Annotated in this window: 23 protein-coding genes, 2 pseudogenes and 1 riboswitch; of the genes and pseudogenes, 13 read left to right on the top strand and 12 right to left on the bottom strand. The window is 46.0% G+C overall.

Annotation, left to right across the window (positions count from 1 at the left end):
- Nucleotides 1–8: 8 nt before the first annotated feature.
- Nucleotides 9–254, bottom strand: coding sequence for a hypothetical protein (locus ACW5MY_RS02735; protein ID WP_013351141.1), 246 nt, complete (start codon nt 252–254; stop codon nt 9–11).
- 86 nt (nt 255–340) lie between these two features.
- Here ACW5MY_RS02735 and ACW5MY_RS02740 point away from each other — a divergent pair.
- Nucleotides 341–700 (top strand): annotated as a pseudogene (locus ACW5MY_RS02740) (MMPL family transporter); the annotation flags it as partial.
- A gap of 40 nt (nt 701–740) precedes the next feature.
- Here ACW5MY_RS02740 and ACW5MY_RS02745 read toward each other — a convergent pair.
- The 4 genes from ACW5MY_RS02745 to ACW5MY_RS02760 all read right to left on the bottom strand — a co-directional run bounded on the left by ACW5MY_RS02745 (nt 741) and on the right by ACW5MY_RS02760 (nt 4,996).
- The gene (locus ACW5MY_RS02745) at nt 741–1,463 is read right to left on the bottom strand and encodes a gamma-glutamyl-gamma-aminobutyrate hydrolase family protein (RefSeq protein ID WP_013351143.1); all 723 of its coding nucleotides are present in this window, start codon (nt 1,461–1,463) and stop codon (nt 741–743) included.
- A 126-nt stretch (nt 1,464–1,589) separates the two neighbouring features.
- Complete coding sequence (gene abc-f / locus ACW5MY_RS02750) at nt 1,590–3,221, bottom strand: ribosomal protection-like ABC-F family protein (RefSeq protein ID WP_289394171.1); 1,632 nt, start codon at nt 3,219–3,221, stop codon at nt 1,590–1,592.
- Nucleotides 3,222–3,496: 275 nt separating this feature from the next.
- Entirely contained in the window at nt 3,497–4,024 is a 528-nt protein-coding gene (locus tag ACW5MY_RS02755) for a GNAT family N-acetyltransferase (protein ID WP_013351145.1), read from the bottom strand.
- Between the two features lie 114 nt (nt 4,025–4,138).
- Nucleotides 4,139–4,996, bottom strand: coding sequence for a YitT family protein (locus ACW5MY_RS02760; protein ID WP_014469822.1), 858 nt, complete (start codon nt 4,994–4,996; stop codon nt 4,139–4,141).
- A 281-nt stretch (nt 4,997–5,277) separates the two neighbouring features.
- On the opposite strand from ACW5MY_RS02760, the gene ACW5MY_RS02765 reads away from it, so the two are divergent.
- Nucleotides 5,278–6,411 carry a glycerol dehydrogenase gene (locus ACW5MY_RS02765; protein WP_014469823.1) on the top strand — a complete coding sequence of 378 codons (1,134 nt, stop codon included), beginning with the start codon at nt 5,278–5,280 and terminating at the stop codon, nt 6,409–6,411.
- A 155-nt stretch (nt 6,412–6,566) separates the two neighbouring features.
- On the top strand, nt 6,567–7,760 hold the full coding sequence (locus ACW5MY_RS02770; RefSeq protein WP_462061663.1) for a Bcr/CflA family efflux MFS transporter: 1,194 nt from the start codon (nt 6,567–6,569) through the stop codon (nt 7,758–7,760).
- Between the two features lie 27 nt (nt 7,761–7,787).
- Here ACW5MY_RS02770 and fabF read toward each other — a convergent pair whose 3' ends face one another.
- Complete coding sequence (fabF, locus tag ACW5MY_RS02775; protein ID WP_289394173.1) at nt 7,788–9,023, bottom strand: beta-ketoacyl-ACP synthase II; 1,236 nt, start codon at nt 9,021–9,023, stop codon at nt 7,788–7,790.
- Between the two features lie 108 nt (nt 9,024–9,131).
- On the opposite strand from fabF, the gene ACW5MY_RS02780 reads away from it, so the two are divergent.
- On the top strand, nt 9,132–9,971 hold the full coding sequence (locus ACW5MY_RS02780; RefSeq protein ID WP_013351150.1) for a helix-turn-helix transcriptional regulator: 840 nt from the start codon (nt 9,132–9,134) through the stop codon (nt 9,969–9,971).
- Nucleotides 9,972–10,012: 41 nt separating this feature from the next.
- On the opposite strand, the gene ACW5MY_RS02785 is transcribed toward ACW5MY_RS02780, so the two are convergent.
- Nucleotides 10,013–10,756 carry a sulfite exporter TauE/SafE family protein gene (locus tag ACW5MY_RS02785; RefSeq protein WP_014469825.1) on the bottom strand — a complete coding sequence of 248 codons (744 nt, stop codon included), beginning with the start codon at nt 10,754–10,756 and terminating at the stop codon, nt 10,013–10,015.
- 160 nt (nt 10,757–10,916) lie between these two features.
- Nucleotides 10,917–11,375: a GNAT family N-acetyltransferase gene (locus ACW5MY_RS02790; protein ID WP_013351152.1), complete on the bottom strand. Its 459-nt coding sequence runs from the start codon at nt 11,373–11,375 to the stop codon at nt 10,917–10,919.
- A gap of 153 nt (nt 11,376–11,528) precedes the next feature.
- Here ACW5MY_RS02790 and ACW5MY_RS02795 point away from each other — a divergent pair, with 153 nt between their 5' ends.
- The 3 genes from ACW5MY_RS02795 (at nt 11,529) to ACW5MY_RS02805 (ending at nt 14,217) form a co-directional block, all read left to right on the top strand.
- Entirely contained in the window at nt 11,529–12,350 is an 822-nt protein-coding gene (locus ACW5MY_RS02795) for a MerR family transcriptional regulator (protein ID WP_013351153.1), read from the top strand.
- Between the two features lie 207 nt (nt 12,351–12,557).
- Complete coding sequence (locus tag ACW5MY_RS02800) at nt 12,558–13,430, top strand: DMT family transporter (RefSeq protein WP_013351154.1); 873 nt, start codon at nt 12,558–12,560, stop codon at nt 13,428–13,430.
- A gap of 169 nt (nt 13,431–13,599) precedes the next feature.
- Complete coding sequence (locus tag ACW5MY_RS02805; RefSeq protein ID WP_013351155.1) at nt 13,600–14,217, top strand: NUDIX hydrolase; 618 nt, start codon at nt 13,600–13,602, stop codon at nt 14,215–14,217.
- A gap of 129 nt (nt 14,218–14,346) precedes the next feature.
- Here ACW5MY_RS02805 and ACW5MY_RS02810 read toward each other — a convergent pair whose 3' ends face one another.
- Both ACW5MY_RS02810 and ACW5MY_RS02815 read right to left on the bottom strand, forming a co-directional pair.
- The gene (locus ACW5MY_RS02810) at nt 14,347–15,255 is read right to left on the bottom strand and encodes an alpha/beta fold hydrolase (RefSeq protein WP_013351156.1); all 909 of its coding nucleotides are present in this window, start codon (nt 15,253–15,255) and stop codon (nt 14,347–14,349) included.
- Nucleotides 15,256–15,276: 21 nt separating this feature from the next.
- Nucleotides 15,277–16,332 (bottom strand): tartrate dehydrogenase, encoded by a 1,056-nt coding sequence (locus ACW5MY_RS02815; RefSeq protein WP_013351157.1) that lies wholly within the window; start codon nt 16,330–16,332, stop codon nt 15,277–15,279.
- A gap of 180 nt (nt 16,333–16,512) precedes the next feature.
- On the opposite strand from ACW5MY_RS02815, the gene ACW5MY_RS02820 reads away from it, so the two are divergent.
- The 4 genes and pseudogenes from ACW5MY_RS02820 to ACW5MY_RS02835 all read left to right on the top strand — a co-directional run bounded on the left by ACW5MY_RS02820 (nt 16,513) and on the right by ACW5MY_RS02835 (nt 20,463).
- Nucleotides 16,513–17,208: a GntR family transcriptional regulator gene (locus ACW5MY_RS02820; protein ID WP_013351158.1), complete on the top strand. Its 696-nt coding sequence runs from the start codon at nt 16,513–16,515 to the stop codon at nt 17,206–17,208.
- Between the two features lie 131 nt (nt 17,209–17,339).
- Nucleotides 17,340–18,533 (top strand): annotated as a pseudogene (locus tag ACW5MY_RS02825) (macrolide family glycosyltransferase).
- 211 nt (nt 18,534–18,744) lie between these two features.
- A complete protein-coding gene (locus ACW5MY_RS02830; protein WP_013351161.1) occupies nt 18,745–19,014 on the top strand; it encodes a hypothetical protein in 270 nt (89 codons plus the stop codon).
- Between the two features lie 90 nt (nt 19,015–19,104).
- Complete coding sequence (locus ACW5MY_RS02835; RefSeq protein WP_013351162.1) at nt 19,105–20,463, top strand: serine hydrolase; 1,359 nt, start codon at nt 19,105–19,107, stop codon at nt 20,461–20,463.
- A gap of 50 nt (nt 20,464–20,513) precedes the next feature.
- On the opposite strand, the gene ACW5MY_RS02840 is transcribed toward ACW5MY_RS02835, so the two are convergent.
- Nucleotides 20,514–20,687 (bottom strand): hypothetical protein, encoded by a 174-nt coding sequence (locus ACW5MY_RS02840; protein ID WP_171866173.1) that lies wholly within the window; start codon nt 20,685–20,687, stop codon nt 20,514–20,516.
- Between the two features lie 205 nt (nt 20,688–20,892).
- Between ACW5MY_RS02840 and ACW5MY_RS02845 the strand changes: the two genes are divergently transcribed.
- Entirely contained in the window at nt 20,893–21,459 is a 567-nt protein-coding gene (locus ACW5MY_RS02845) for a YdhK family protein (protein ID WP_289394174.1), read from the top strand.
- A 52-nt stretch (nt 21,460–21,511) separates the two neighbouring features.
- Here the strand turns inward: ACW5MY_RS02845 and ACW5MY_RS02850 are convergent, their stop codons facing one another.
- A complete protein-coding gene (locus ACW5MY_RS02850) occupies nt 21,512–22,672 on the bottom strand; it encodes an MFS transporter (protein ID WP_088612240.1) in 1,161 nt (386 codons plus the stop codon).
- 55 nt (nt 22,673–22,727) lie between these two features.
- Nucleotides 22,728–22,827, bottom strand: a riboswitch (purine riboswitch).
- A 177-nt stretch (nt 22,828–23,004) separates the two neighbouring features.
- Between ACW5MY_RS02850 and ACW5MY_RS02855 the strand changes: the two genes are divergently transcribed.
- On the top strand, nt 23,005–23,721 hold the full coding sequence (locus tag ACW5MY_RS02855) for a GntR family transcriptional regulator (protein ID WP_065521821.1): 717 nt from the start codon (nt 23,005–23,007) through the stop codon (nt 23,719–23,721).
- Nucleotides 23,722–23,786 lie beyond the last annotated feature (65 nt).

Genomic DNA, 23,786 nt, shown 5'->3' on the forward strand with positions numbered 1-23,786 from the left:
CCTTCCTTTCAGTTGATGATCGGTGTCGGCCGGTTTTGAGGAACAGGAGCCTGAAAAGGTGCACGTTCATAAACCGTCTGCAGATCAGCCAGATCTTGAGAGGCCTGCTGAACATCTTTTTCCATTAACGTTTTCAGATCCTGATCAAACACAAGCCCTTGCATGAGCTTGGATTTCGCTACACAAAGCGTCTTGAAGTTAATTATTTCATGTAAGTCGAGCGACTCATGAGCCGCTAATTCACGCTTATCCATAATCGTCTGTAGCCTCCTTTTCTAGAAATACGCAGTTAATTTTCCCTGAGAAAAGGGATCTAGTCTTACAAATTTTGTTTATCAGGATCGAAAAGTGCCGCGCATCCCGGAAAAAGGCAAAAAATCCGGTACAAGCCATTCATGCCGGATTAAAACATAACGGACCTGTCGTGACAGCGGCGGGGCTGATTATGATTTTCGTCTTCGCAGGATTTATCTTTGCGGGGGAAGCTACGATCAAATCCATGGGATTGGCAATGGCATTCGGTGTTCTTTTCGATGCGTTCATTGTAAGAATGACCATCATTCCGAGCGTCATGAAGCTGATGGGACATGCCGCTTGGTATTTGCCGAAGCGGCTGGATAAAATTATCCCAAACGTTGATATAGAAGGCCATAAACTGACACAAGGCAAAATGCCGGAGAAACCGAAAGAACAGAATTGAATATAAAATAAAAAAGCAGATCATCGTGATCTGCTTTTTTTTATGTGCCGACTGCATCCATAAACAGAGAAAAAAGCTTTTTCATGTCTTCATGTTTCTTTGTCAGCATTTCAGGATGCCATTGCACGCCGACGACAAATAACTCACCCGTCCGTTCAATCGCTTCAATGACTCCGTCTTTCGCATAAGCCGCGGCCTTAAACGTTGAAGCTGTCTCTTTTATGATCTGGTGATGGAATGAATTCACACGCGCTGAATCGCCAAACAAGGAATGAAGACGGGTCCCTTTTTCGAAAGAAACATGATGGGTTTTTAACGGAGGATCTTTTTCTTGATCATGCTTGATCTCAGCAAACGAAGCGTGTGACAGGTCCTGATATAAAGTGCCCCCGAAAGTGACATTTAACATATGCATCCCGCGGCAGATCGCCAGAATCGGCTTCTCCATAGCAATCGCCGTTTGAATGAGCTCCTTCTCATAGGCGTCCCGATCAGGAAAGGTCTTTCTCAAAGCCTGTAAAGGTTCCTCGCCGTAAAGCAGCGGGTCTATATCCTGGCCGCCGGACAGAATGATGCCGTCAACCTGAGAGACCTGTTCCTTTAAAAGCTCCGTCTCTTGAATCACCGGCAAAATAAACGGCACGCCGCCGGCTTCGGCAGCAGACTGAATATAATCATTATTGACATACGCCCGATTATAACCCGGGAAAGGACCGGATTGATCAGCCATGATGTTTCCCGTAATTCCAATTCGTTTGGCCATTCTTCGCCCTCCTGAACCATGCTCATAATAATCTGAATGTAGGTTGTACAAATCAGTTTGAAATTATTCTTTTCTATACGTAAACTTTCCAAAAAAAAACCCGTGAGAATCACGGGTTTTTTGTACTCATTTCAATTTCTTGATCTCTTCCGTCAGCTCTTTGAATTTTTGATCAAGCTCAGAATATTGTTTATCAGCCGGAGTCATGAAGCTGAGCTTTCCAAGCACTTCCTGCCGTTCGGTTTCGAGCTTTAATCGTAATTCTTCAATATCATCTCTGGCGGCGGGGGATTCTTTCCATTGTTTTCGGACGCTGCCGTTTGAGATATCAAGCCGGATGTCCGTTGTTTTTTCGAGAAAGTAACGATCGTGCGATACGATGATGAGCGTTCCGTCGTATTGAGCCAATGTGTCTTCAAGCTGCTCGCGTGACGGCAGGTCAAGGTGGTTGGTCGGCTCATCGAGAATCAGCACATCTTTTTCCTCCAGAATAAATGCCATCAGCTTGCATTTGACCCGCTCTCCCATGCTCATCTTGCCGATAGGCTCCGTCCATTGCGCTGCGGTAAATCCTAAATGCTTCATGAGGGCTTGCACATTTCCCCTTGCTTCGAACGTTTCTTTGTAAAAAAGCTGTTCGGGGGTTTTGTCAAGCGGAAGGTCAAATACTTCCTGCGTTAAATACCCGACATTTGCAGACGGAGACATCCATATGCTGCCGCCCTGAGCTTTTTCCTGACCGAGGATGACCTTCAATAATGTTGTTTTCCCGCTGCCGTTCGGGCCTGTAATGGCAATCTTTTCACCGTGCAAAACAGTGAAATTCACATTTTTGAACAGCGTTCGGCCGTCATACGATTTTGTGACATCACTTACTTCTAAAAAACGCTTTCCCGCTTTTTTGCGGTGTTCAATGGAAAAGCGGACTTCATACTCAGCCTCAACCGGTTCTGCTTTCGCTTTTTCAAGCTCTTTTTCAAGACGCTTCTGCTTTGATTTAATCTGCGCGTCCGTACGTTTTGCTTTTACGCGGTGGTATTCTTTAAAGCCTTCTATTTTCGTTGATTGGGCGTGGGCTTTTTTTGACCAGGCGTTCAGCTCGTTCATTTGAGCTTCAATCCGTGCGATCATATTCTGCTGATTCTCATAATTCCGCTGCTGTGTCAGTCTTCTCTGTTTGCGGACTTCCATATAGCTTGAATAATTCCCTTTATGCTCAATGAGTTTCTTTCCTTCGATGGCCCAGATTTTTGTCGCCGCTGCATCCAAAAAAGCACGGTCGTGGGAAACCAAAATAATGGTGCCTTTATAGTTCTTGATCTGATTTTGCAGGATTTCTAAACTGTGCTGATCAAGGTGATTCGTCGGCTCATGTAATAACAAAAGGCCGCTTGAGGAGGAGAACCCTTTGGCAAGACGGGCTTTCAGTTTTTCTCCGCCGCTTAATTGGGAAAAGGCTCGGGCGGGCACGTTCCATTTTTCTAATAATGCTGCCTCCGCAGGCTCCGGCAGGCCGGAATCATAAGCTTCCGTTTCTTGTTCGACCATATAGATGTTCACATCTTGCATCATCTGGATCTGTCCTTGTGACGGTGCTGTTTGATTGCAGATCAATTGCAGCAATAAAGATTTGCCGGCGCCGTTTTTGCCGATGACACCGATAATCTCTCCCTGCTGAACACTCGCGCTGATCTGTTCAAAAAGGGGAACACTGTTGATTTCATAACTGATTCCGGTTAATTTTAATATTTCTTTCATATGTCAATCCCTCGCTTTAAGGGAGGACAAAAAAATCCTCCCAATTGATTTGGAAGGATTAGCCGTACCTGTGCATGATCAAATAAGCTATTTTTACATAGCTTTTGTATCGTATAGAAAATGGGCAGACTAATCCTATTTTTTCTGATTTGAAATATTTGATTTCAAACGGTCAAAATAAGATTAGTTAATCATTGTCCACCCATCGTCCCTTCGTATTTGTTACAAACAGTGTAGCACACACTTACCTGTAAAAGCAAAAGGTATAAGCCTTTTTATTCCAGGTTTGAGGCTTCCCACTCTTCTTCTAAAACGGCATAATAATATTCATCCCACCAGTCATTATCATGGGGGATGCATTTTTTGAAAAAGCCTTCCCGCCGCATTCCGATCTTTTCCATCACCCGATGCGAGGCAGTGTTTTCCGGTTGGCATGTCGCAATGATCCGGTGTAATTTCATCGTTTTAAACCCGAATCCCAGCAAGGCGCTTGCAGCCTCTGAAGCATATCCTTTGCCCTGATAATCAGGGTGAAACACCCATCCGATTTCATACGTATGGTCACCAAAATACTTAAAAAAAGCAATGTGGCCAATGACCGTTTTTTCATCCTTCAATACAACAGGGAACATCTCGGCATGTTCACCGCTGTTATCAATAACGAATTTCTTGGCATCTTCTTCGGTAAAGACACCCTCCGGTATATACTTCATGACATTCAGATTTGAGGTGTACTCATAGACATCTTTCCAATCTTCCGGTTCAAATGTCCGGATCACGAGCCTGTCGGTTTTGATATTCATATTATGTTCTCCCATCAAAAAAGATTTCATTTATTACTTCAATCAAAAAGTGTAAAAACCTTTGAGAGGGGAGGGACGAATATAAAAAAGCCTGCAGATATACACTGCAGGCGGTTATTTCTCATTCGCGGCGGCGGGCAGGTTTGTAAAGCCGAATTGCCCTCCGACAGCTTCTTTTACTTCATGAATAACGATAAATGATTTCGGATCAATTTTTTGAACATGTTTTTTGATTTTCAGTAATTCGTTCTTTTTAATGACGACATATATAATGCGCTTGTCTTTGCTGCCGTAATACCCGTATCCGTAAAAAATCGTTGCCGCGTTGCCGTATACGGAGGTGATCGCTTTGGCGATTTCTTCGTATTGGTCAGACATAATGGTGAGGGCTTTTTTATTATGGAAACCCTCAATGACAATATCGACGATTTTGGCGCACAGATAAACGAATATAAACGTATACAGCGTATGATTGATGCCGATCGCTAAAACGGATGCGACAATAATGACACAATCCATATAAAACATGCTTTTGGAGATGTTAAAACCCTTTGTGTAATTTAATAAATACGCTAAAAGCGTGGTCCCGCCGGTAGATCCGTCAGCGATAAAGATTAAAGCCAGCCCCGCTCCCATCAGCAGAGCGCCGAACACGATCCCGAGCACCATGTCATGAACCCCGAACGGAATAAAGCTGACGATGCTGAGAAAAACAGAAGTCATCCCCGTACCGAGTATCGTGTATAAAATCGTTTTTTTCGTTAGAAATTTATAAGCCAGTCCGATAAAAATCAAATTTACAACCAGTGTTGTAATACTCGCAGGTATATGGAAAAGATAATATAAAACAAGAGCGATTCCCACGGTGCTGCCGTCCCCTAAGTGATTCGGGATGACGAAAAATTCCACGGACGCCGCGATAAGAAAGGCCCCGGCCATAATCATCAGTATATCCTTGCAAATGTTCTTCATGTGTAGACCTCCTTTGCAGTCAAAAATATATAAAAAACAAAAACGCCTCAAAAATTATCCAGCAGAACTAAATAATTTTTAAGACGAATCATTCACAATCTCGTTTGTTCATTCAGTAAAGAATGATCAGCTTCAATATCGAAGATTATATAGACACCTTCACATCTTGTCAATGCTGTGAAAATTGATTTTTCTATTATGTAAATGAGGTTTGAATCAAATAAAAAAGAGGAATTATATCAGAAGAGTTTTCATTTCTGCTCTATCATTAAGAGAAATGTATGGAAGACATCAAAGAAGGGATGATGACATTGGAACGAATTTTTATCAGTCCGGCCAAATATGTGCAAGGAAAAAACGCAATTGAAACAATCGGCGGACATCTGGAGGGCGTTGGTGAAAAAGCCGTCGTCATTGCCGACAAAACCGTATGGGATATCGCTGGTCACAAAGTGACGGCTGAATTAAAGAAAAGCAATATCTCCTCTGAAGAGGCGGTTTTCAACGGAGAAGCTTCCCAGGAAGAAATGAAAAGAATTGCGGGCATTGCAGAAAAAGCGGGTGCGTCCATTGTGATCGGAGTCGGCGGCGGTAAAACGCTTGATACGGCCAAAGCCGTATCAGATGAAATAAACGGCTACACGGTTATCGTGCCGACGGCCGCTTCAACGGATGCTCCGACAAGCGGACTGTCTGTCGTTTATTCAGAACAAGGCGCGTTTGAAAACTATCGTTTCTACCATAAGAATCCTGACCTGGTTCTGGTCGATACGAAAATCGTCGCGGAAGCCCCGCCGCGTTTTTTAGCATCAGGTATTGCCGATGCGATGGCGACGTGGGTAGAGGCGCGCAGTGTCATCGCCAATGGCGGTAAAACGATGGCGGGCGGAATTCCTACAATCGCAGGAGAAGCCATCGCGGAAAAATGTGAAGAAGTACTATTCAAATATGGCCATCTCGCCTATGAATCCGTAAAAGCGAAAGTCGTCACTCCTCCATTGGAAGCGGTGGTTGAAGCCAATACACTTCTGAGCGGACTGGGATTTGAAAGCGGCGGCTTGGCTGCGGCGCATGCCATTCACAACGGCTTCACCGCGCTTGAAGGTGAGATCCATCACTTGACTCACGGTGAAAAAGTGGCATTCGGCACGCTCGTTCAACTGGCGCTGGAAAAACGTTCGCTTGAAGAAATTGAGCGGTATATCGCGTTTTATATCAGCTTGGGGCTGCCTGTCACACTTGAAGACATCAAATTGAAAGACGCATCTAAAGAGGACATTATGAAAGTGGCAGAAGCCGCAACCATTGAAGAAGAAACGATACATGCCGCTTTTGATGTCACGGCTGATGACGTGGCAGATGCCATTATAGCGGCCGACCAATACGCAAAAGCGTTTAAAGAAAAGCATGCGTAAAACGTTTCACCGCAAGATCGGAGACCAAGGGCTGTTATGGCCCTTGGTTTTTTTATGTCTTCCTGCCGCCCTTGAAAACTTTAAAAAATAAAGAAAAAATTATGATACAATATACAAATGTTTTGAGAGATTGACAAAGGAAAGGTGGGAACGATATGCTGCATAATCCGACCGGCAAGGAGCGGCTTGCGCTGGCTTTTCTTCTCGGCATGCTTGCGATACTGGGGCCTCTGAATATAGATATGTATCTGCCGAGTTTCCCTGAAATCGCCGAAGATTTAAGCGCCCGCGCTTCGCTTGTCCAGCTCATTTTAACCGCATGTCTGATCGGCTTGACAATCGGACAGGTTGTTGTCGGCCCGTTAAGTGACGCGCAGGGAAGAAGAAAACCGTTATTACTATGTATTTTTTTATTTGCCTTGTTTTCTCTGTTTTGCGCGCTTGCGCCGAACATTACAACATTAGTGATTGCCCGTTTTCTTCAAGGGTTCACCGCTTCGGCAGGACTCGTTCTGTCCCGTGCGATCGTCAGAGATGTCTTTACGGGGAGAGAGCTTTCTAAATTTTTCTCGCTGTTAATGGTCATTACCGCCGTCGCGCCGATGGTGGCGCCAATGACGGGAGGCGCGATTTTACTGCTCCCGTTTGCATCATGGCATACGATTTTTCTCTTTTTAACCGTTATCGGGTTTTTGCTTGTTCTCATCATTGCGCTCAAGCTGAAAGAAACCCTGCCGCCGGAAAAGCGTATCCCGAGCTCTATCGGAAATTCCGTGCGGACAATGGGAAGCCTGCTGAAAGATCGGTCATTTATCGGCTATGCGTTCGGCGGGAGCTTTGCGTATGTCTCGGGGACGCCTTTTGTGTATCAGGATATTTACGGAGTATCGCCTCAGGTCTTTAGTGTTTTATTCGGCATAAACGGGCTGGCGATCATTACAGGAAGCTTTATCATCGGGCGTTTCGGCGGAATCATTCATGAAAAAAGCCTGCTGAGGATTGGTGTCATTACAGCGATGACGGCGACAGCCGTTCTGCTTGTCATGACGATCATTCACGGGCCGCTGGCGGCACTGGTGATTTCCATTTTTATTTATATGATTACGATCGGCATGACGCTGACAAGCACCTTTACACTGGCGATGGAAAAGCAGGGACACCGCGCGGGAAGCGCAAGCGCACTGCTCGGCATGCTTCCGCTTCTTCTCGGTTCCATCGTGTCGCCGCTTGTGGGAATGAATGAAGCGACGGCCGTGCCGATGGGGCTGATCATGTTTGCGACATCCGTTATCGGTTCCATCGCTTTTTTCACCTTAACAACAAAACAGGAGAAAGCAAAAAAGGAGTGAAATGATTCACTCCTTTTTTTATGCCCGCTATTCATATTTCTTCAGGATGATCGCTGAGTTATGTCCGCCAAAGCCGAATGAATTGGAGAGGCCGATTGTTAAAGATTGCTGACGCGGACCGTCTGATACATAGTCCAAATCACACGCCGAATCAGGGGTTTGCAGATTGATCGTCGGCGGGATGATGCCGTGTCTCAAGCTTTCTGTCAGAGCGATGGCTTCAACTCCGCCTGCCGCGCCAAGCATATGGCCGAGCATTGACTTGTTTGCCGTGACCGGAATGTCATAGGCAAGCTCCCCGAATAATTTCTTGATTGCCAATGTTTCAGAAAGATCTCCGGCTTTAGTGCTTGTCGCATGGGCGCTTACGACATCAATGTCTTCCGCTGAAACCTTCGCCTTTTTCAAAGCGTTTTTCATCGCCAAGTATGCGCCCGTTCCTTCAGGATGGGTGGCTACCATGTGATACGCGTCCGAGCTTGCGCCGTAGCCGAGCACCTCACAGAGGATCGGAGCATTTCGGCTGATTGCGTTATCCAATGATTCTAATACTACAATACCCGCGCATTCACTCATGACAAAACCATCGCGATCCGCGTCAAACGGCCGGCTTGCCGCGGCGGGGTCTTCATTTCTCGCTGACAGCGCGTGGGCATTGCCGAAGCTGGCTAATGACAGGTTTGTAATCGCCGCCTCCGCACCCCCTGCAAACATGATATCTGCGTCATCATTCCGAATGGCGTTAAATGCTTCCCCGATCGACGTATTGCCGATAGAACACGCGGTGACGGGAGAAAGTGAGGGACCGAGCGCGCCTAATCTGATACTGATTTGAGCGGCGGCCGCATTTGAAATCATCATAGGGACAAGGCTCGGGCTCACTTTTCGCGCTCCCCGTTCGTTTAACGTACGGACATTGTCAATCAAGGTCGTGATGCCGCCGATTCCGGAGCCGACGTACACGCCGAGGCGTTCACGGTCAATTTGCTCGAGCTGAATCCCGGAGCTTTCCAGCGCCTGTTCCGCTGCGGCTAAAGCAAACTGGCTGAAACGGTCAAGCTTTCTCGCTTCTTTTCTGCCCCATCTTTCTTCTGCGTCGAAATCGCGGACGGTGCCGGCTATTTTTGTCTTGGAGCCGGAGACATCAAACGAATCTATGATAGAGATTCCTGATTTTCCTTCCGTCAGGTGTTTCCAAAATGTATGCACATCATTGCCGAGAGGTGAAATCACTCCCATTCCGGTGATCACAACTCTTTTCATGGTCATTCCTCCTTCGGTATGTATTTATTGTAACTCGCAATTATCCTATTACAAGTTGTTGATTATCCTAGTATAATAAGTACCAGGGTAAGAAAGGAGAGGGTCAGAATGATACCAGAAGCAAGATTGCAGGCTCTTTCTGAGTTTTTAAAAACGCAGCGGGCCAAAATTTCTCCGCAGATGGCCGGGCTGCCAATGGGCACACGGAGAAGAACGCCGGGCCTCAGAAGAGAAGAAGTCGCGCAATTAGCCGGCGTAAGCACCACGTGGTATACGTGGCTGGAGCAGGGCAGAGACATTAAAGTGTCAGCAGCCGTATTGGACGCCGTTTCCGATGCGCTTCAGCTGAATAAAGATGAGAGAAATTATTTGTACGCGCTTGCCATTGATGAGGGCGTGAAGCAGCCGTTTACAGCGGAGGAAGAAGCGGTCATCAGCCCGTCCCTTTCAAAAATCCTCCAGGAGCTCCGTTATTGTCCCACCATTATCTCGGACAGGCGGTGCCATATCGTAGGGTGGAACCAGGCGGCGGCTCACGTGTTTTTGGATTTTGAACAAATTCCTCCTGAAAAGCGGAATCTCATAGAGCTATTGTTTTCCAGAAAAGAATTAAGAAGTCTAGCCGTGAACTGGGAGCATTTTGTGAAAGGGTTCATCGCCATTTTCAGAACGTATTACGGCCAGTATGTCGCGGATACGTGGTATTCTCAGTTTATAGAAGAAATGGAGCAGACATATTCAGAGTTTCATACGCTGTGGAATGAGAGCGAAGTCAGCTCGGCTCCCGAAGTATTAATTGAGTTCCGCCACGCGAAGGCGGGAAAAATGGTTTTTAACCTGACTTCCTTTCAGGTTCAGGGCAACAGTGACCTGCGCTGCAGCGTGTATACGCCGGTAGATCACACCGAAACGGAGGCAAAGCTGAAAAAGCTCTGCGAAAACCGGTAAAGAACAGAAAAAAACGGGAGGCGGCTGCCTTCCGTTTCAGTTTAAAATAAAAGCATCAGACCGGCGATGGCCGGTGTTAAAAAGATGGCTGATTTCAGAATGACTTTCGGCACGAGATTGGTGAATTTCGCTCCGACATACGCGCCGCACATCGTTCCGATCAGCACTTTGACCAACAGCATATAATCGACAAATCCTTCCGTCACATAACCGAGTCCTCCGCCGACTGCAAGCGGGATAATGACAAGCATGGTGGTGCCGACCGACTGGCGGATGGATAAGCGCAAAAGAATCATTAAGCCGATTTGGATGAAGGGGGCAGAACCGATGCCGAACGTTCCGGACAAGATCCCTGCGATGATACCGAGCACAACGGCTTTCACCCATATGTTCAGGTTGCTTTGCCGTCCGGAGTCTTCTTGTGTTTCTTTTAAAATAAATAACCGGACCAAAATAAGCAGAGCAGATAAAAACAGCATGCCCGCCGTCAAGTAATGCAGCAAATCTGCGGGAATAAGAGAAGTAAGTCTGGCTCCGAAAAACGAACCGAATGCCGCAAAAACGCCGACGATGAGACCGATTTTCATCTGAATATTGCCTTCACGGTAGTGGCTGAAAGCCCCCGATAAACTTGTGAAAGCCATTCCGGCAAGGGAAGTGCCCAAAGCCGTATGAATTGGTACGTGAAAAAGTATGGTTAAAAGCGCAATGACAAAACCGGCTCCCCCCGCGCCGATAAACCCGAGAATAATCCCGAGAAGAAACATAACGAGTATAATAAGCACAATCTTCTCCTCCATTTAGATGCCTGATCACAATATTCCGATCCGCTGTATCAGGTTTTAACAATCGACATTGGTCGTCCGTCGACCGTCGTTCAATACTTTTATGTTACCTCAAATTTAAGGTATTGGCAAGAAGACGAATGGCTTTTATACAGAGAGTCTACAGCTCTTTGACCATCACTTTTTCCCCGTTGAAGTCCAGCTCTCCATTGAATATAAAGCTGAATCTTTGATAAAGGCGCAATGCGTGCACGTTATCTTCAAACAGACTTAAATAAATCCGTCTGCAATCATATAATCGAGCGAGGTGCCGGATAAGGGCATCAAGCATCAGTTTGCCCAAACCGCGTCCCTGATATCGTTCATCAATGAAAAAACGGTCAAGCCACACTCTGCCGTTTTGGTTTTCCTCATCATATTCCGGAAACCATCCGTACATGGCAAAGCCGACCAATTCTCCGTTAAAATAAAGGCCGGCCGGCTGATAATGCCGGCAATCCTCAGCATCTTGTAAACACTTTTCCACGGTTTCAATAAATGAAGTCTGGCTTTCGCTTACATGAAGCGCCAGTATATCAGCACGGTTTTCTTCCGTGACTGCTTTGATTTCAATAGTCATACTTAATACTCCTCTTCCGCTTTTTCTGAGACGGTTAAAAGCTTCGATTGCCGTAAGCGTCCGTCCATAGGTAAGCTGATTTGTGAGTCAGCCTTCTCTCAGATACAATGAACATCATAAAGGATATGGTTACCGTATAGTCAAGGAGGTATTATGAGCGAAGACGTCAGAAAATACTTTACAACGGGTGAATTTGCAAAACTCTGCCACGTAAAAAAACAAACCCTGTTCCATTATGACGAGATCGGCCTGCTCTCTCCGGAAATCAAAAAAGCGAACGGATACAGATATTATTCCTATCATCAATTCGAGCTGTTTCAGGTCATCAGTCTGTTTAAGGAGGTCGGCATACCCTTAAAGCGTATCAAACCGCTCTTAACAGACAAAACCCCCGAGGATATCATCGCGCTTTTAAAGGAGAAATCCTCAGAAATCGAAAGCAAAATCAAAAAGCTCGAACACCTGCAAAGGATGATTCAGACAAAGGTGAAACTGACCGAACAGGCCTTGGAGACGGACTTTTCCTCCGTCTCTCTGCAGCACTCAGATGAAGAACCGCTTATGATCGGGCGTCCTGTACTCAATTTGCCTGAACGGCAATACACCGCCGCTCTTTCCGAATTGATCCGCTATAGGCAAATCCATGAACTCGATCAGGGGCACCCGGTCGGCGGCCTGTTTGCGCGGGAGCAGATTCTGAAGAAAGAATTCTACAACTACACTCATTTTTATATCAAGACAGAAGAAGGCATAGTGAATAAAGACCTCCATATCAAGCCGAAAGGGCTTTATGCGGTCGGGTATCAAATAGGAGATGAAGCGGAAGCGGCTTACCGCAGAATCATGCAGTTCATTGAAGAGTATGGGCTGGAAATGGGGGATTATGCATATGAAGAATACATGCTCGATGAAGTTGTGGCGGATGGGTTTGACAATCAAATCACAAGAATTCAGCTGCAAGTCCGCGGCACATAAAGCTGATCATTTACGCCTTTTAACAAACCTTGTATAATGAGAAAAATCAGATTGGAAATTGAGGTGAAAAGCGATATGTTTTTGGCGCCTTTATTTGAACATGATGTACCGGCAGCACTTCTCCGCCCTTAATGGAGGAAAGTGACTGCGCTTCTCTCCGTTAGGGCATGTCACATGACCTAATATGATAACGGAGGGTGCATCAAATTGAAAAATACGTTGTTCGGTTCGATTTATTTGGCATTGGCCGCCAGTATCTGGGGCGGTATGTATGTCGTTGTAAAAGTTGTGGTAGCGGTCATTCCGCCGCTTGAACTGGTATGGCTGAGATATGCGGTCGCGCTTGTGGCGCTTTTACTTCTCAGTTTGTTTACACGTCAATCCTGGAAAGTTCATAAACGTGATCTATTACTGATTGCTGTGATCGGGTTGATCGGCAACACGATTTCGATCGTCACGCAGGAGATCGGCACGAAATTATCAACCGCGCAAATGGGAGCGATCATTACGGCATCCACTCCCGCATTTATGGTTGTATTTGCCCGTCTGATTCTGAAAGAACGGTTAACGCTGAAAAAAGGAATATCGGTAGGACTGGCGACCATCGGGGTATTGCTCATCGTAGGGAACGGAGATATCAATATGTCGGGCCAGCTCGGCGGTCTCTCGCTTCTGGCTGCGGCGCTGACATGGGCTTTGATGTCCGTGCTGATTAAACGGGTTCCCGGCCGTTACTCACCGCTTGTCGTCACAACCTATTCCATTTGTGTCGCATTTGTCATCCTGACCCCGTTTACAGCGGGCCCGCTTCAGGAGATTCCGTTGTCTCAGCTTGCCCGGCCTGAGATATGGGGCGGCCTTTTATATCTGGGTGTGATTTCAACGGCCTGTGCGTTCATGCTGTGGAATCGCGGATTGCAATTGCTGAATGCGGCAAGCGGAGGTCTGTTTTTCTTCTTTCAGCCGCTCTCCGGGACATTGCTCGGCTGGCTGCTGCTGGGGGAGAAGATCGGAGGAACCTTCTGGATCGGGGCGGCTCTTATTGCTGCAGGCGTCGTGCTCGTTATTAAAGAAAAATAGTGTCTGAAAAAAAGCCATTCATTGCAGAATGGCTTTTTTCTGATGTGTAACAGCAGGATTCGTCCCGCCATACACAGAAAACAAGAAGCAGAAACGGATCATGAGTACTCTCAAAGTGCAATACCTGGGTCCTCGGGAGTTCGTGAATCAAAGTTAGGCGGTGAAAATAATGGAGCCAAAATGGCTTGAATGGGCAAAACAGCTTCAATCCGCGGCGCAAGCGGGGCTGGCTTATTCCAAAGACATATATGATATTGAGAGATTTGAAGAAATAAGAAAAATAAGCGTGGATATCATGGTGCATTATACAGGCATCGAGAAAAGGATCATAAAAGACATATTCGCCGGTGATAGGGGCTATCCCACTCCGAAAGTTGATATCAGAGCGGCAGTTTTTAAAGATCAGAGCATATTAATGGTGAAAGAGAAAAGCGACGGCAAATGGGCGCTGCCGGGCGGGTGGGCTGATATCGGGATCTCTCCTGGCGAAGCCGCTGTCAAAGAAGTAAAAGAAGAATCGGGAATCGACGTAAAGCCGGTCAAACTGTTAGCTGTAATGGATAAGAAATGCCATTCCCATCCGCCGTCCGCCGTCCACGTTTACAAAGTGTTTATCAAATGTGAGATCATCGGCGGACAGCTCAGGGAGGGAACGGAAACCAGCGCGGCCGCTTTTTTTGCGGAAACGGAGCTGCCGCCGCTATCTGCCGCCCGCAATACGGAAAGTCAGATTGAAAGGATGTTTTCATATCTCAAACATCCGGACAAACCCGTTTATTTTGATTAAGGCAGCAAGCAGGAAAAAGAGGGGGCTGGTTCAGAACCATTTCACTTATGAATGATCCGGCCTGTGATAGAGAAGGTAAGTCATCAGGCCGGGTTTTAAGAGTCTGCCTGTTTCGGTGTGGTGCGCCCCTTAAAAAACCGTTTTTGAAAAATCGATAATCCTGCGGGCGGTTTCTGTCGGTTTTTCCTCGGGGACATAATGGCCGCAGCCTTTTACCTCATATCCACCACTGACTTCACGAATTGATTCTCTCCATGTGTCAAGCACGGGAAGACCGGCTAAGTTCCCTTTTTCTCCCCACAGCAAAAGTGTGGGAACATCCAGTTTTTTCTGTGATTCCTTTTCTGAACGATATCTCGGCAAATCAATTTGATAAGCGGCTCTGTAGTCATTAAGCGCAGCCTGGACAGCGCCGGGCTGCTTCCAGGCGGCTAAGTACCGGTCCCAGGCGCCGTCTGATGTCAGCAGGTCAAAAAGCCCGTCACCTCTGCTTAATAAAAATCTAAGATATTCCTCTTCTTTTCCTTTTATTAATTCTTCCGGCAGATGGGGAACGACTTGAAATGTCCAGTGCCAGTATTTTTTTGCCGCTTCAGCTGCGGTCAGAGAATCATAGACGTATTCAGTCGGCATAATGTCAATGAGCACAAGGCCAGCCGCCAGCTCCGGAGCATCTAAAGTCAGCCGCCTTGCTACCCTTGCGCCTCTGTCATGCCCTGCAATTAACGCTCTTTGTATATGCAGGCGGCGCATCAGACCTTGTATATCGCTTGCCATCGTTTTGTTATCATAACCGTTTATGCCGCTCGGCTTTTCAGAATCGCCGTAGCCCCTCAGATCCACAGCGATGACTCTATGAGAAGCGGCAAGCGTCGGAATTACATAACGCCACGTCACCCAGCTTTGCGGAAAGCCGTGCAGGAGGATGACGGGGGGAGCATCCTCCTTTCCCGCAAAGACGTAATGAAGGCGGATGCCATTTACCTCAATTGAATCATGGGTCACATGCTTTTCAAATTGTTCACGAAAAGAATCCATTTTCTCTCTCCTCATAAAATTTTATTTTTTTATTTGAGAAATAATAGCGGAGGTGACGTCTTCCGTTGAATGCTTTCCGCCGACATCAGGGGTCAGGACGCCGCTGTTTGTGACGGTTTCAATTGATTGTAAGAGGAGATTGCCCAGTTCCTCTTCTCCGAATGAATCGAGCATTAATTTTGCCGTCCATATTTGCCCTATAGGATTGGCAATTCCTTTCCCGACAATATCCGGAGCGGAGCCGTGAACAGGCTCAAACATAGAAGGATATTTTCCGTTTACATTGATATTGGCCGCAGGAGCGATTCCGACGCTTCCCATAATCGCCGCGCCGATATCTGTCAGCACATCTCCGAACAGATTTGAAGCGACAATGACATCAAAGCGTTCCGGATGAGTGACAAAAAAGGCCGCCAGTGCATCGATGTGCTGCGAATCTGTCTTAATCCCGGCGTAATCCCGGCTGACCTCTTTAAAGATGTCGTCCCAGAACGGCATAGAGTGTACAATACCGTTAGATTTCGTCGCGCTTGTGACGTGTTTCCGCCGATTTGCCGCCAGTTCAAAGGCATACCGCATCACTCTTTCCGTTCCTCTGCGGGAAAAGACCGCGTTTTGAATGGCGATTTCGTCTTCATCCTGATAGATTCTGCCGCCGACAGAGCTGTATTCGCCCTCACTGTTTTCGCGGACGACTAACAGATCAAAATCCTTCGGGTTCACGAGAGGGGAGGTGATTCCCGGCAGCAGCTTGGCCGGCCGTACATTAATCACCTGTTCAAATTCCCGGCGTATCTTGATGAGCAGCCCCCACAGCGAAACATGGTCGGGGACGAGTTTTTGATTTCCCACCGCTCCCAAAAACAAAGCATCAAAGTGTTGTAACGTTTCTAATCCATCATCCGGCATCATGGTTCCGTGCTCCAGATAATACTCGCAGCTCCACGGAAAAGAAGTAAAATCAAATGCAATGCCCCCATGTAATTCGGCGATCGCATTCAATACCCGCTCCGCTTGCAGGACTACTTCTTTTCCCACGCCGTCTCCCGGTATGCTGGCAATCTTGTATGTTTTCATGTTTCCATCACCTCTGAATGAATTGTTTCGGTTTACGGAAGACCGTCGACCGTCGTTTGTAATAATTCCATATTACGCCACTTTTGCTGGGCTGACAAGCTTGGGAATGTTGCTTCCATAGATAAACTGTTATATGATCTTGGTAACATAAGGCCTAAATTGTATGAAGAGGTAGGAAAGATGGATAATTTTAAATTAGATAAGCCAACCCCGTATTATCTGCAATTTTATTCTCAATTGAAAAAAATGATATTCGACGGGGTGTTTAAACCGGGAGAACGGCTGAATGAAACACAGCTGGCCAAGGATTTTGGAGTCAGCCGATCACCGATCAGAGAAGCCATGCGGCTCCTTGAAAAGGACGGGCTGCTGACGGCAGACGATCGAAACGGCTTTGTCATCTATTCGCTGTCCATTAAGGATGTCGAAGAGATTTACAAAATCAGAATATCGCTTGAATCACTGGCGGTCGAACTCGTCATTGATGAAGCGGCTGAGAGCGAAATTGAACGTATTGAACAGCAGCTACGGGAGACGGAAGAAGCCATTCATAAAGGCGCCAAAGAGACTGAGATTATTTCCTTGAACGAAACGTTTCATCAGCTCCTTGTGGATTTCAGCCGCAACAGCCAGCTGGCCAAGCTGCTTGAGCATGTCAATGTGCTGATTCATTTTTGCAGAGTTCTTAATTTTAAAGGAGATGACCGTGCGGAGGTTATCCTGCATGAGCACCGGAAAGTCTTTGAAGAAATAAAAAAAGGCGACAAAGCAAAAGCCGTGCAATATATGACCGAGCATCTCCAGCATGATGTAGAACATCTGAAAGGCGTGCTGAAAGCGGAAGAAACAGACGAATCGTCACGATTGACAAGGTGAAAAGCCTTGTCTTTTTTTGTTGGTGTCATTAAATCGCCATAAAGACCCGACGGATGTTCCTTGCATGATTTTTTTCGCATCATTTATGATGGATATGGAAAAAGGGCGAAAAGGCAAAGGAGTTTGAAAAAATGGCTAAACATATTCTAATGATCAATTTTCCCGCAGAAGGACACGTAAATCCGACTCTGGGTGTGACAAAGGCCTTCAGTGAACGGGGCGATCACGTTCATTATATCTCAACGGAAAAATACAAAAGCAGGCTGGAAGGAGTAGGGGCGGAGGTCCATCTTCACCGCGATCTGCTCAGAATGACACCCATTGATCCCGGCACCCCGGCCGGTATACTTGCATTTTTAAAGGTTCATATCAAAACGTCACTGGAGATTTTACAGATTGTGCAGCGTCTGGCTGAGGACATTCAATTCGACGCCGTCTATTATGATAAATTCGGTGCGGGAGAGCTGGTGTGAGATTATCTCAACATCCCCGGCATCTCTTCTTCAGCATCCTTCCTGTTCAATGAAGACCGTCTGAAAATACTGCCGCTCCATCCGGAATCAGGCGTGCCGTTTAAGCCGGACAGGGAATGTGAAGAGCTGTTGGCCGAGATGAAAGACAAATACGGCGTTGCTCCTGACAGCCTGGTTCAGTTTATGAACAACACGGGTGAACTGAACGTCGTCTATACAAGCAGATATTTTCAGCCCGAAAGCGAGACATTCGGAGATGAGTATTTATTTATCGGTCCGAGTTTTCCGAAGAGAAAAGGGGACACCGCCTTCCCGATTGACTCTTTAAAGAATGAAAAAGTCATTTATATCTCAATGGGAACGGTGCTCGGGAACACGGAAGCGTTTTTTAATCTGTGCATAGACGCGTTCTCAGATTTTGAAGGCAAGGTTGTCATTGCCGCCGGGGAAAAAGCCGATCTGTCGAAAATCAAACAGGCGCCCGAAAACTTTATCATCGCTCCATACGTGCCGCAGCTTGAAGTGCTGGAGCAGGCAGACGTGTTTGTTACACATGGCGGAATGAACAGTGTAAATGAAGGCATTCATTATCAAGTGCCGCTGGTCGTCATCCCGCACGATAAAGATCAGCCGATGGTTGCGGGCCGGCTGACTGAATTGAATGCGGGCTTTACAGTGCAAAAAGATGAAGTAAGCGCTGAAAAGTTAAAGCTTGCCGCAGAAGAAGTCCTTCACAACGGGAAATACAAACAAGGCATTCAAGCCATCAATGAAAGCTTTAAAGAATGCATGGACATGAAGGATGTTCTGGCACGGATCGACCGGTTTATTGAAACGAAAAATGCTCATTAAAATGAAAAAAAGCCTGTTTCCGCCTCCAAAGGGGAAACAGGCTTTTTATAATGGCTTTCAGATGATATGATGCTCTTCATTTGCAAGTTTCACCGCCGGTTTGGCGGATGAGCCAATTCATATTTTGTTCATATTTTATTAAAAGTTTATCCAAGCCTGTCCTTTACAGTGAATATAATCACAAATACGCTGCTGAAAGGGGCTTTTAAAAATGCATATTCATATGATCAACAAAAACCAGTTTGAGAGTGACTTGGAGGCGGCCGGGTTCAGCCGTCAGGCAGATGATATTATCGGGAAAATGAAAGAGTACGTAATGGAATATGCGGCTTCATCCGAACGGTTCCTGATTGAAACACAAACCGTCATGAACGAATACAAAGCTGTCGTCTGTGCGATGTTTTCAACCATGGAAATTGCCGGGGCAAAGAAAGACGAGAAGCATGTTGAATTCGAAGCCTGCACTGTATGGTGTGAATAAAAGAATCACATTAAAAAGGAAAAATATTGAAACCTATAAAGCAGGTATCCGTATAAAAGAGAGAATCAGTTTTTAGAAGGGAGGACGCGAATGAACGATAAGAAAAAACAAGCTTTTGAACAGCTTTTCAGCACATTAGACGGAAGACATGAAATAAACGGAGCTGTATTAGCAGCAGAAAACGGCCGCATTTTATATCAGGGTTCATTCGGAACTGCAGAACTGGAAACAAACAGGATGCTGAATGACCAATCGGTCTTTGAATTGGCTTCAGTATCGAAGCCGTTTACAGCTCTGGGTGTCATCATTTTAGAGCAAGAAGGGAAGTTGCGCTATGACGATATGATAGAGCGGTGGCTTCCTGATTTTCCTTACCCGGGCATTACCATTCGGCATTTACTTCATCATACGTCAGGGTTGCCGGACTATATAGAGTTGTTCTTAAAACATTGGGATCGGAACAAAATTGCCGTTAATCAAGATGTTATGAATATGCTCAAACGGCATAAGCCGGATGTTTATTTCCCGCCGAATAAAGGCTGGCTTTACAGTAATACGGGGTATGTTGTGTTAGCGGTTATTATTGAAATTGTATCAGGCATGAGTTTTGCTGAATTTATGAAACAAGCCGTATTTCATCCCCTTCGTATGCACGATACGCGGATTTATAACAGAAGATTGAGCAAAGAAACCATTCCGAACTATGCATATGGCTATGTCTATGATGTTCATTCCGGAGAGTATGTGCTGCCGGATGAACTTGAGGAAACCGATTATGTCGTCTTTCTTGACGGGATTCAAGGCGACGGAACCGTTAACTCTGCCATAAAGGATTTATATCTGTTTGATCAGGCTCTTTATACGGAAGAAATTATCAGCAAGGAATCTAAAGATCAAGCGTTTACACCCGGCTATTGGAATGAAGAAGAGCAATTCGGATATGGTTTTGGCTGGATGATCCGAAACAGCAGCGAAAAAGGGAAGATGATCAGCCACGACGGAGGCTGGCCGGGATATTCCAGTCTGATGCTTCGATATATTGATCAGAATAAAACTCTGATTTATCTCAGCAACATGGAACAATCGGATCAATTTGAACAAGTTGTGATCGAAGCGGCGGTAAACATCTTATTTGATCAGCCATATGTGATTCCGAAACGTCCGGCGGATCAGAAAAAAGCAGACATCGACCCCGCCGTTTACAGCAGATTTATCGGTAATTATTCATTTCAGGATGGTACCTATGCAGCGGTGACGGTAAGAGAAAACCGATTGTATATTACAATAGACGGACAAACACCATTCGAATTATTCCCAATGACAGAAACCCGTTATTTTGTCAGGGCGCTGCCGATTGAAATTGAATTTGCAGGTGATAAAGCACAAACAGCCTCACATTTCGTTTTATATCAGGACGCCACAGAAGAAACAGCTCTGCGAATAGACTGAGTGACATACAGAAAAACCGCCGTCCTGAGAAGACGGCGGTAACAGAAAAGTCAAACCCCTTTGATTATGCGAAATTTTCTTTTCGGCTCTGACATAAATATAGAAGAAAAAATCATAGCTCCAAGCATTGTGATGTATTCCATATAAAGTGAAACCTCTGCCAAAAGCAAACCCGCAATCATTAAAACAGCGCCCAATACCACCGCAAAAACCTTCGTTTTCATGATGAGTACCCCCTATTATCTGATAATTGAATTATACTGCATTTCTATTAATGTGTACATTTTGTGAACAATTTCACCTGACGAAAGGCGATAAAGAGAGATTTGAAGAATTAGGAGAAATGACAGGCCGCAATTCATCTTTTGTTTTACTGAGGAACCGAAAGGGAAACGCAAAAATATCAAAAAAGCAAAGGAGTTAATTGAAATGAAAGCGCGACTATTTTTATTCAGCATGTTTCTCCTGATTCCCGTTCTGGCGCTTGCCGGATGCAACAGCCAATCTTCAGGAGGAAGCGAAAAAGCGAAAGACAAAGAAACGCACTCCCACGAAGACATGAATCACTCAGGTTCATCCGAGGTGCCGAAGGGTTTAAAGAAGGCTGAAAATCCGACTTATAAAGTTGGCAGTGACGTCATGATTTTAGCTTCTCATATGAAAGGCATGAAAAATGCGCAAGGAACCGTAAAAGGTGCTTATGATACAACGGTTTACAGTGTATCTTACACTCCGGAAACGGGAGGAAAGCGCGTTGAAGATCATAAATGGGTCATTCAGGAAGAATTGAAGGGCGCCGGTGATAAAACGTTAAAGCCGGGTGACAAGGCAGTCATCGAGGCAGTCCATATGAAAGGCATGAAGGGTGCTGAAGCCGTCATTGATTCAGCCAAAAAGACAACCGTTTACATGGTCGACTATACACCAACTGATGGGGGCAAAAAAGTAACCAACCATAAATGGGTGACAGAAGATGAGCTTACCGCCGCCAAATAAAAAAGACCGCAAAAGCCGAAGGAACTCCTTTGGCTTTTTTGCGGTCTCACACTTATGCGGATTTTCTTTTCAAAGCGGGTCTCGTTAAAGAGAATACGGCTAAGCCGACTGCGATAATGACAATCAAACCGCCGCACCAGGCGGTTGCTGTGACAGAACCCGTTTGTCCGATCACGCCGCCGCCGATGGCTGACCCGAGCGCAATGCCGATTTGCAAAGCGGACGTATTGAAGCTTTGCTGAATATCGGAAGACTCAGGCGCGATTTTGATCAAATAGCTTTGCTGGGCCGGCGCAAGGCTCCAGCTGAGCAATCCCCAAATGACCATCGCAGGCAGGAAAACGATTAAAGAAACCGTTGACAGCGGAAGGATAAACAGGATCAAAGCGAAAGAAACGGTCACAAGCATGATGCTCTTAAATGATCCTAAACGGTCATACAGCCAGCCTCCGAACGGGCCGCCGCATACCGCTGACAGGCCGAACAAAAAGTAGCATACACTGACCCAAACAGAACTCAAATGAAGCGTTGTTTCCAAAAAAGGCGCAAAGTAGGCATAGAGTGTATAATGCCCCGCCAATGTAAATAAGGTGACAAGATGCGCGCTGGCAATCTTGGCGTTCCCGATCGTTTTAATCTGCTCACGAAACGGAATCATTTTTTCAGCAGGTATTTTTTCGAAAAAGACGCTGATAATCAGCATGGAAACCAGAGATAATACGCCGATTCCCAAAAACAGCACGCGCCATCCGAAGGCATTACTGATGATAATGCCGACAGGCACGCCTAAAGCGATTGCGGAGCTGAAGCCCATGAAAATGATGCCGATTGCCCGCGCTCTGTATTCCGGCGCCACGATTTTAGGAGCAATCGTTAAAGAAAGGACGACAATCAGTCCTGTACTCATGGAAGCGAGCACCCGTGACACCATAAGTACGGCGAAATTGGGACTGAAATAAGCGACCAGATTACTCAGGAAGAAAACAAAGAGTGCGATTAAATAAAGCCGCTTTCGTTCAGCTTTTGCCGTCACTGCCAAAAGCAGAGGGCCTGATACCGCGTAACCGAGCGCGAACACGCTGATCAGCTGCCCGGCGCTGACGATGGATATGTCTAAGTCGGAAGCGATTTGCGGAAGAATACCGCCCACAATTAATTCAACCAATCCGACTGCAATAGTAGATGCTGCAAGCAGAAATACTTTGAAATTCATGTACAGATACTCCTTTTTTTATTTTTTAGAAAATAAAAAATCCTGATTACAAAAAGTGTGCGGGACAGTTTTTTGTAATCAGGATTTTACGGTTCCTGGTAGACACCCTCAAACCATATCATTGAGGTTATACAATGTATGCAATATTCGTTTGTGTCCGTTTCTGCAAAAAATTCTACCATAATAGTGAGAGAGATTCCATAGAAAATTCGAGGAAATCCTTTCAAATTTAATAACGGCGGCTGTAACGTCATTGATGAAGCAGGGAAAAAAATTTATGATAACCGTAAGGAGTCTATACAGATCAAACATTACACAGCCGGAGGAAACCGATGAATAAGTACGAAAAAATCGCCAACGAAATGAGAACGAGGATTAAAAGCAGTGTTTATGACATAGATCAGCCGATCCCGGATGAAAAAACGCTCGCACTGGAGTTCGGGTGCAGCCGGATGACGATGAAGCGGGCGCTCGACACACTTGCGGCTGAAGGGATGCTTTTCAGAAAAAGAGGGCACGGCACGTTTATTATTCAATCAGCCATGCAGGACGAGCACGTTCACGTAGTCAGCAACGAAATTCTCGGCTTGAGCAATTTGTTAAAAGGCAAAGACGTCAAAAGCAAGGTCATCCGGTTTGAAGTGCAGTTCCCGTCTCAAGATGTCGCCGCGCATTTGGCCATCGACGAAAAGACTCCCGTCTATTATGTAGTGAGGCTGAGAATCGTCGAAGGCGAACCGTACGTTCTTGAAAAAACGTACATGCCGGCGAGCCTTATACCCGGCATTAACGACGAGGTGCTCAACCATTCCATCTACGATCATATTACGCAAGAGCTGCAGCTCAAAATCGCAGGCACACACAGAAAAATCAGAGCGTGCAAGTCGGATGATATGGATCAGCAATATCTCGGCTGCCGGTCGGATGACCCGATACTGGAAGTCGAGCATGTAGGCTTTTTGGATAACGGCACCCCCTTTGAATATTCATTTTCCCGTCACCGCCATGACAAGTTTGTCGTGACCTCAGTTAATATAAAACGTTCGTAAAAGCGCCGAAGAGTGAGAGAAAAAACTCACTCTTTTTTTCGTTGCGCCTGATTTACACCTTCGCT

Source organism: Bacillus sp. Bwzl_19 (genome assembly GCF_054900515.1).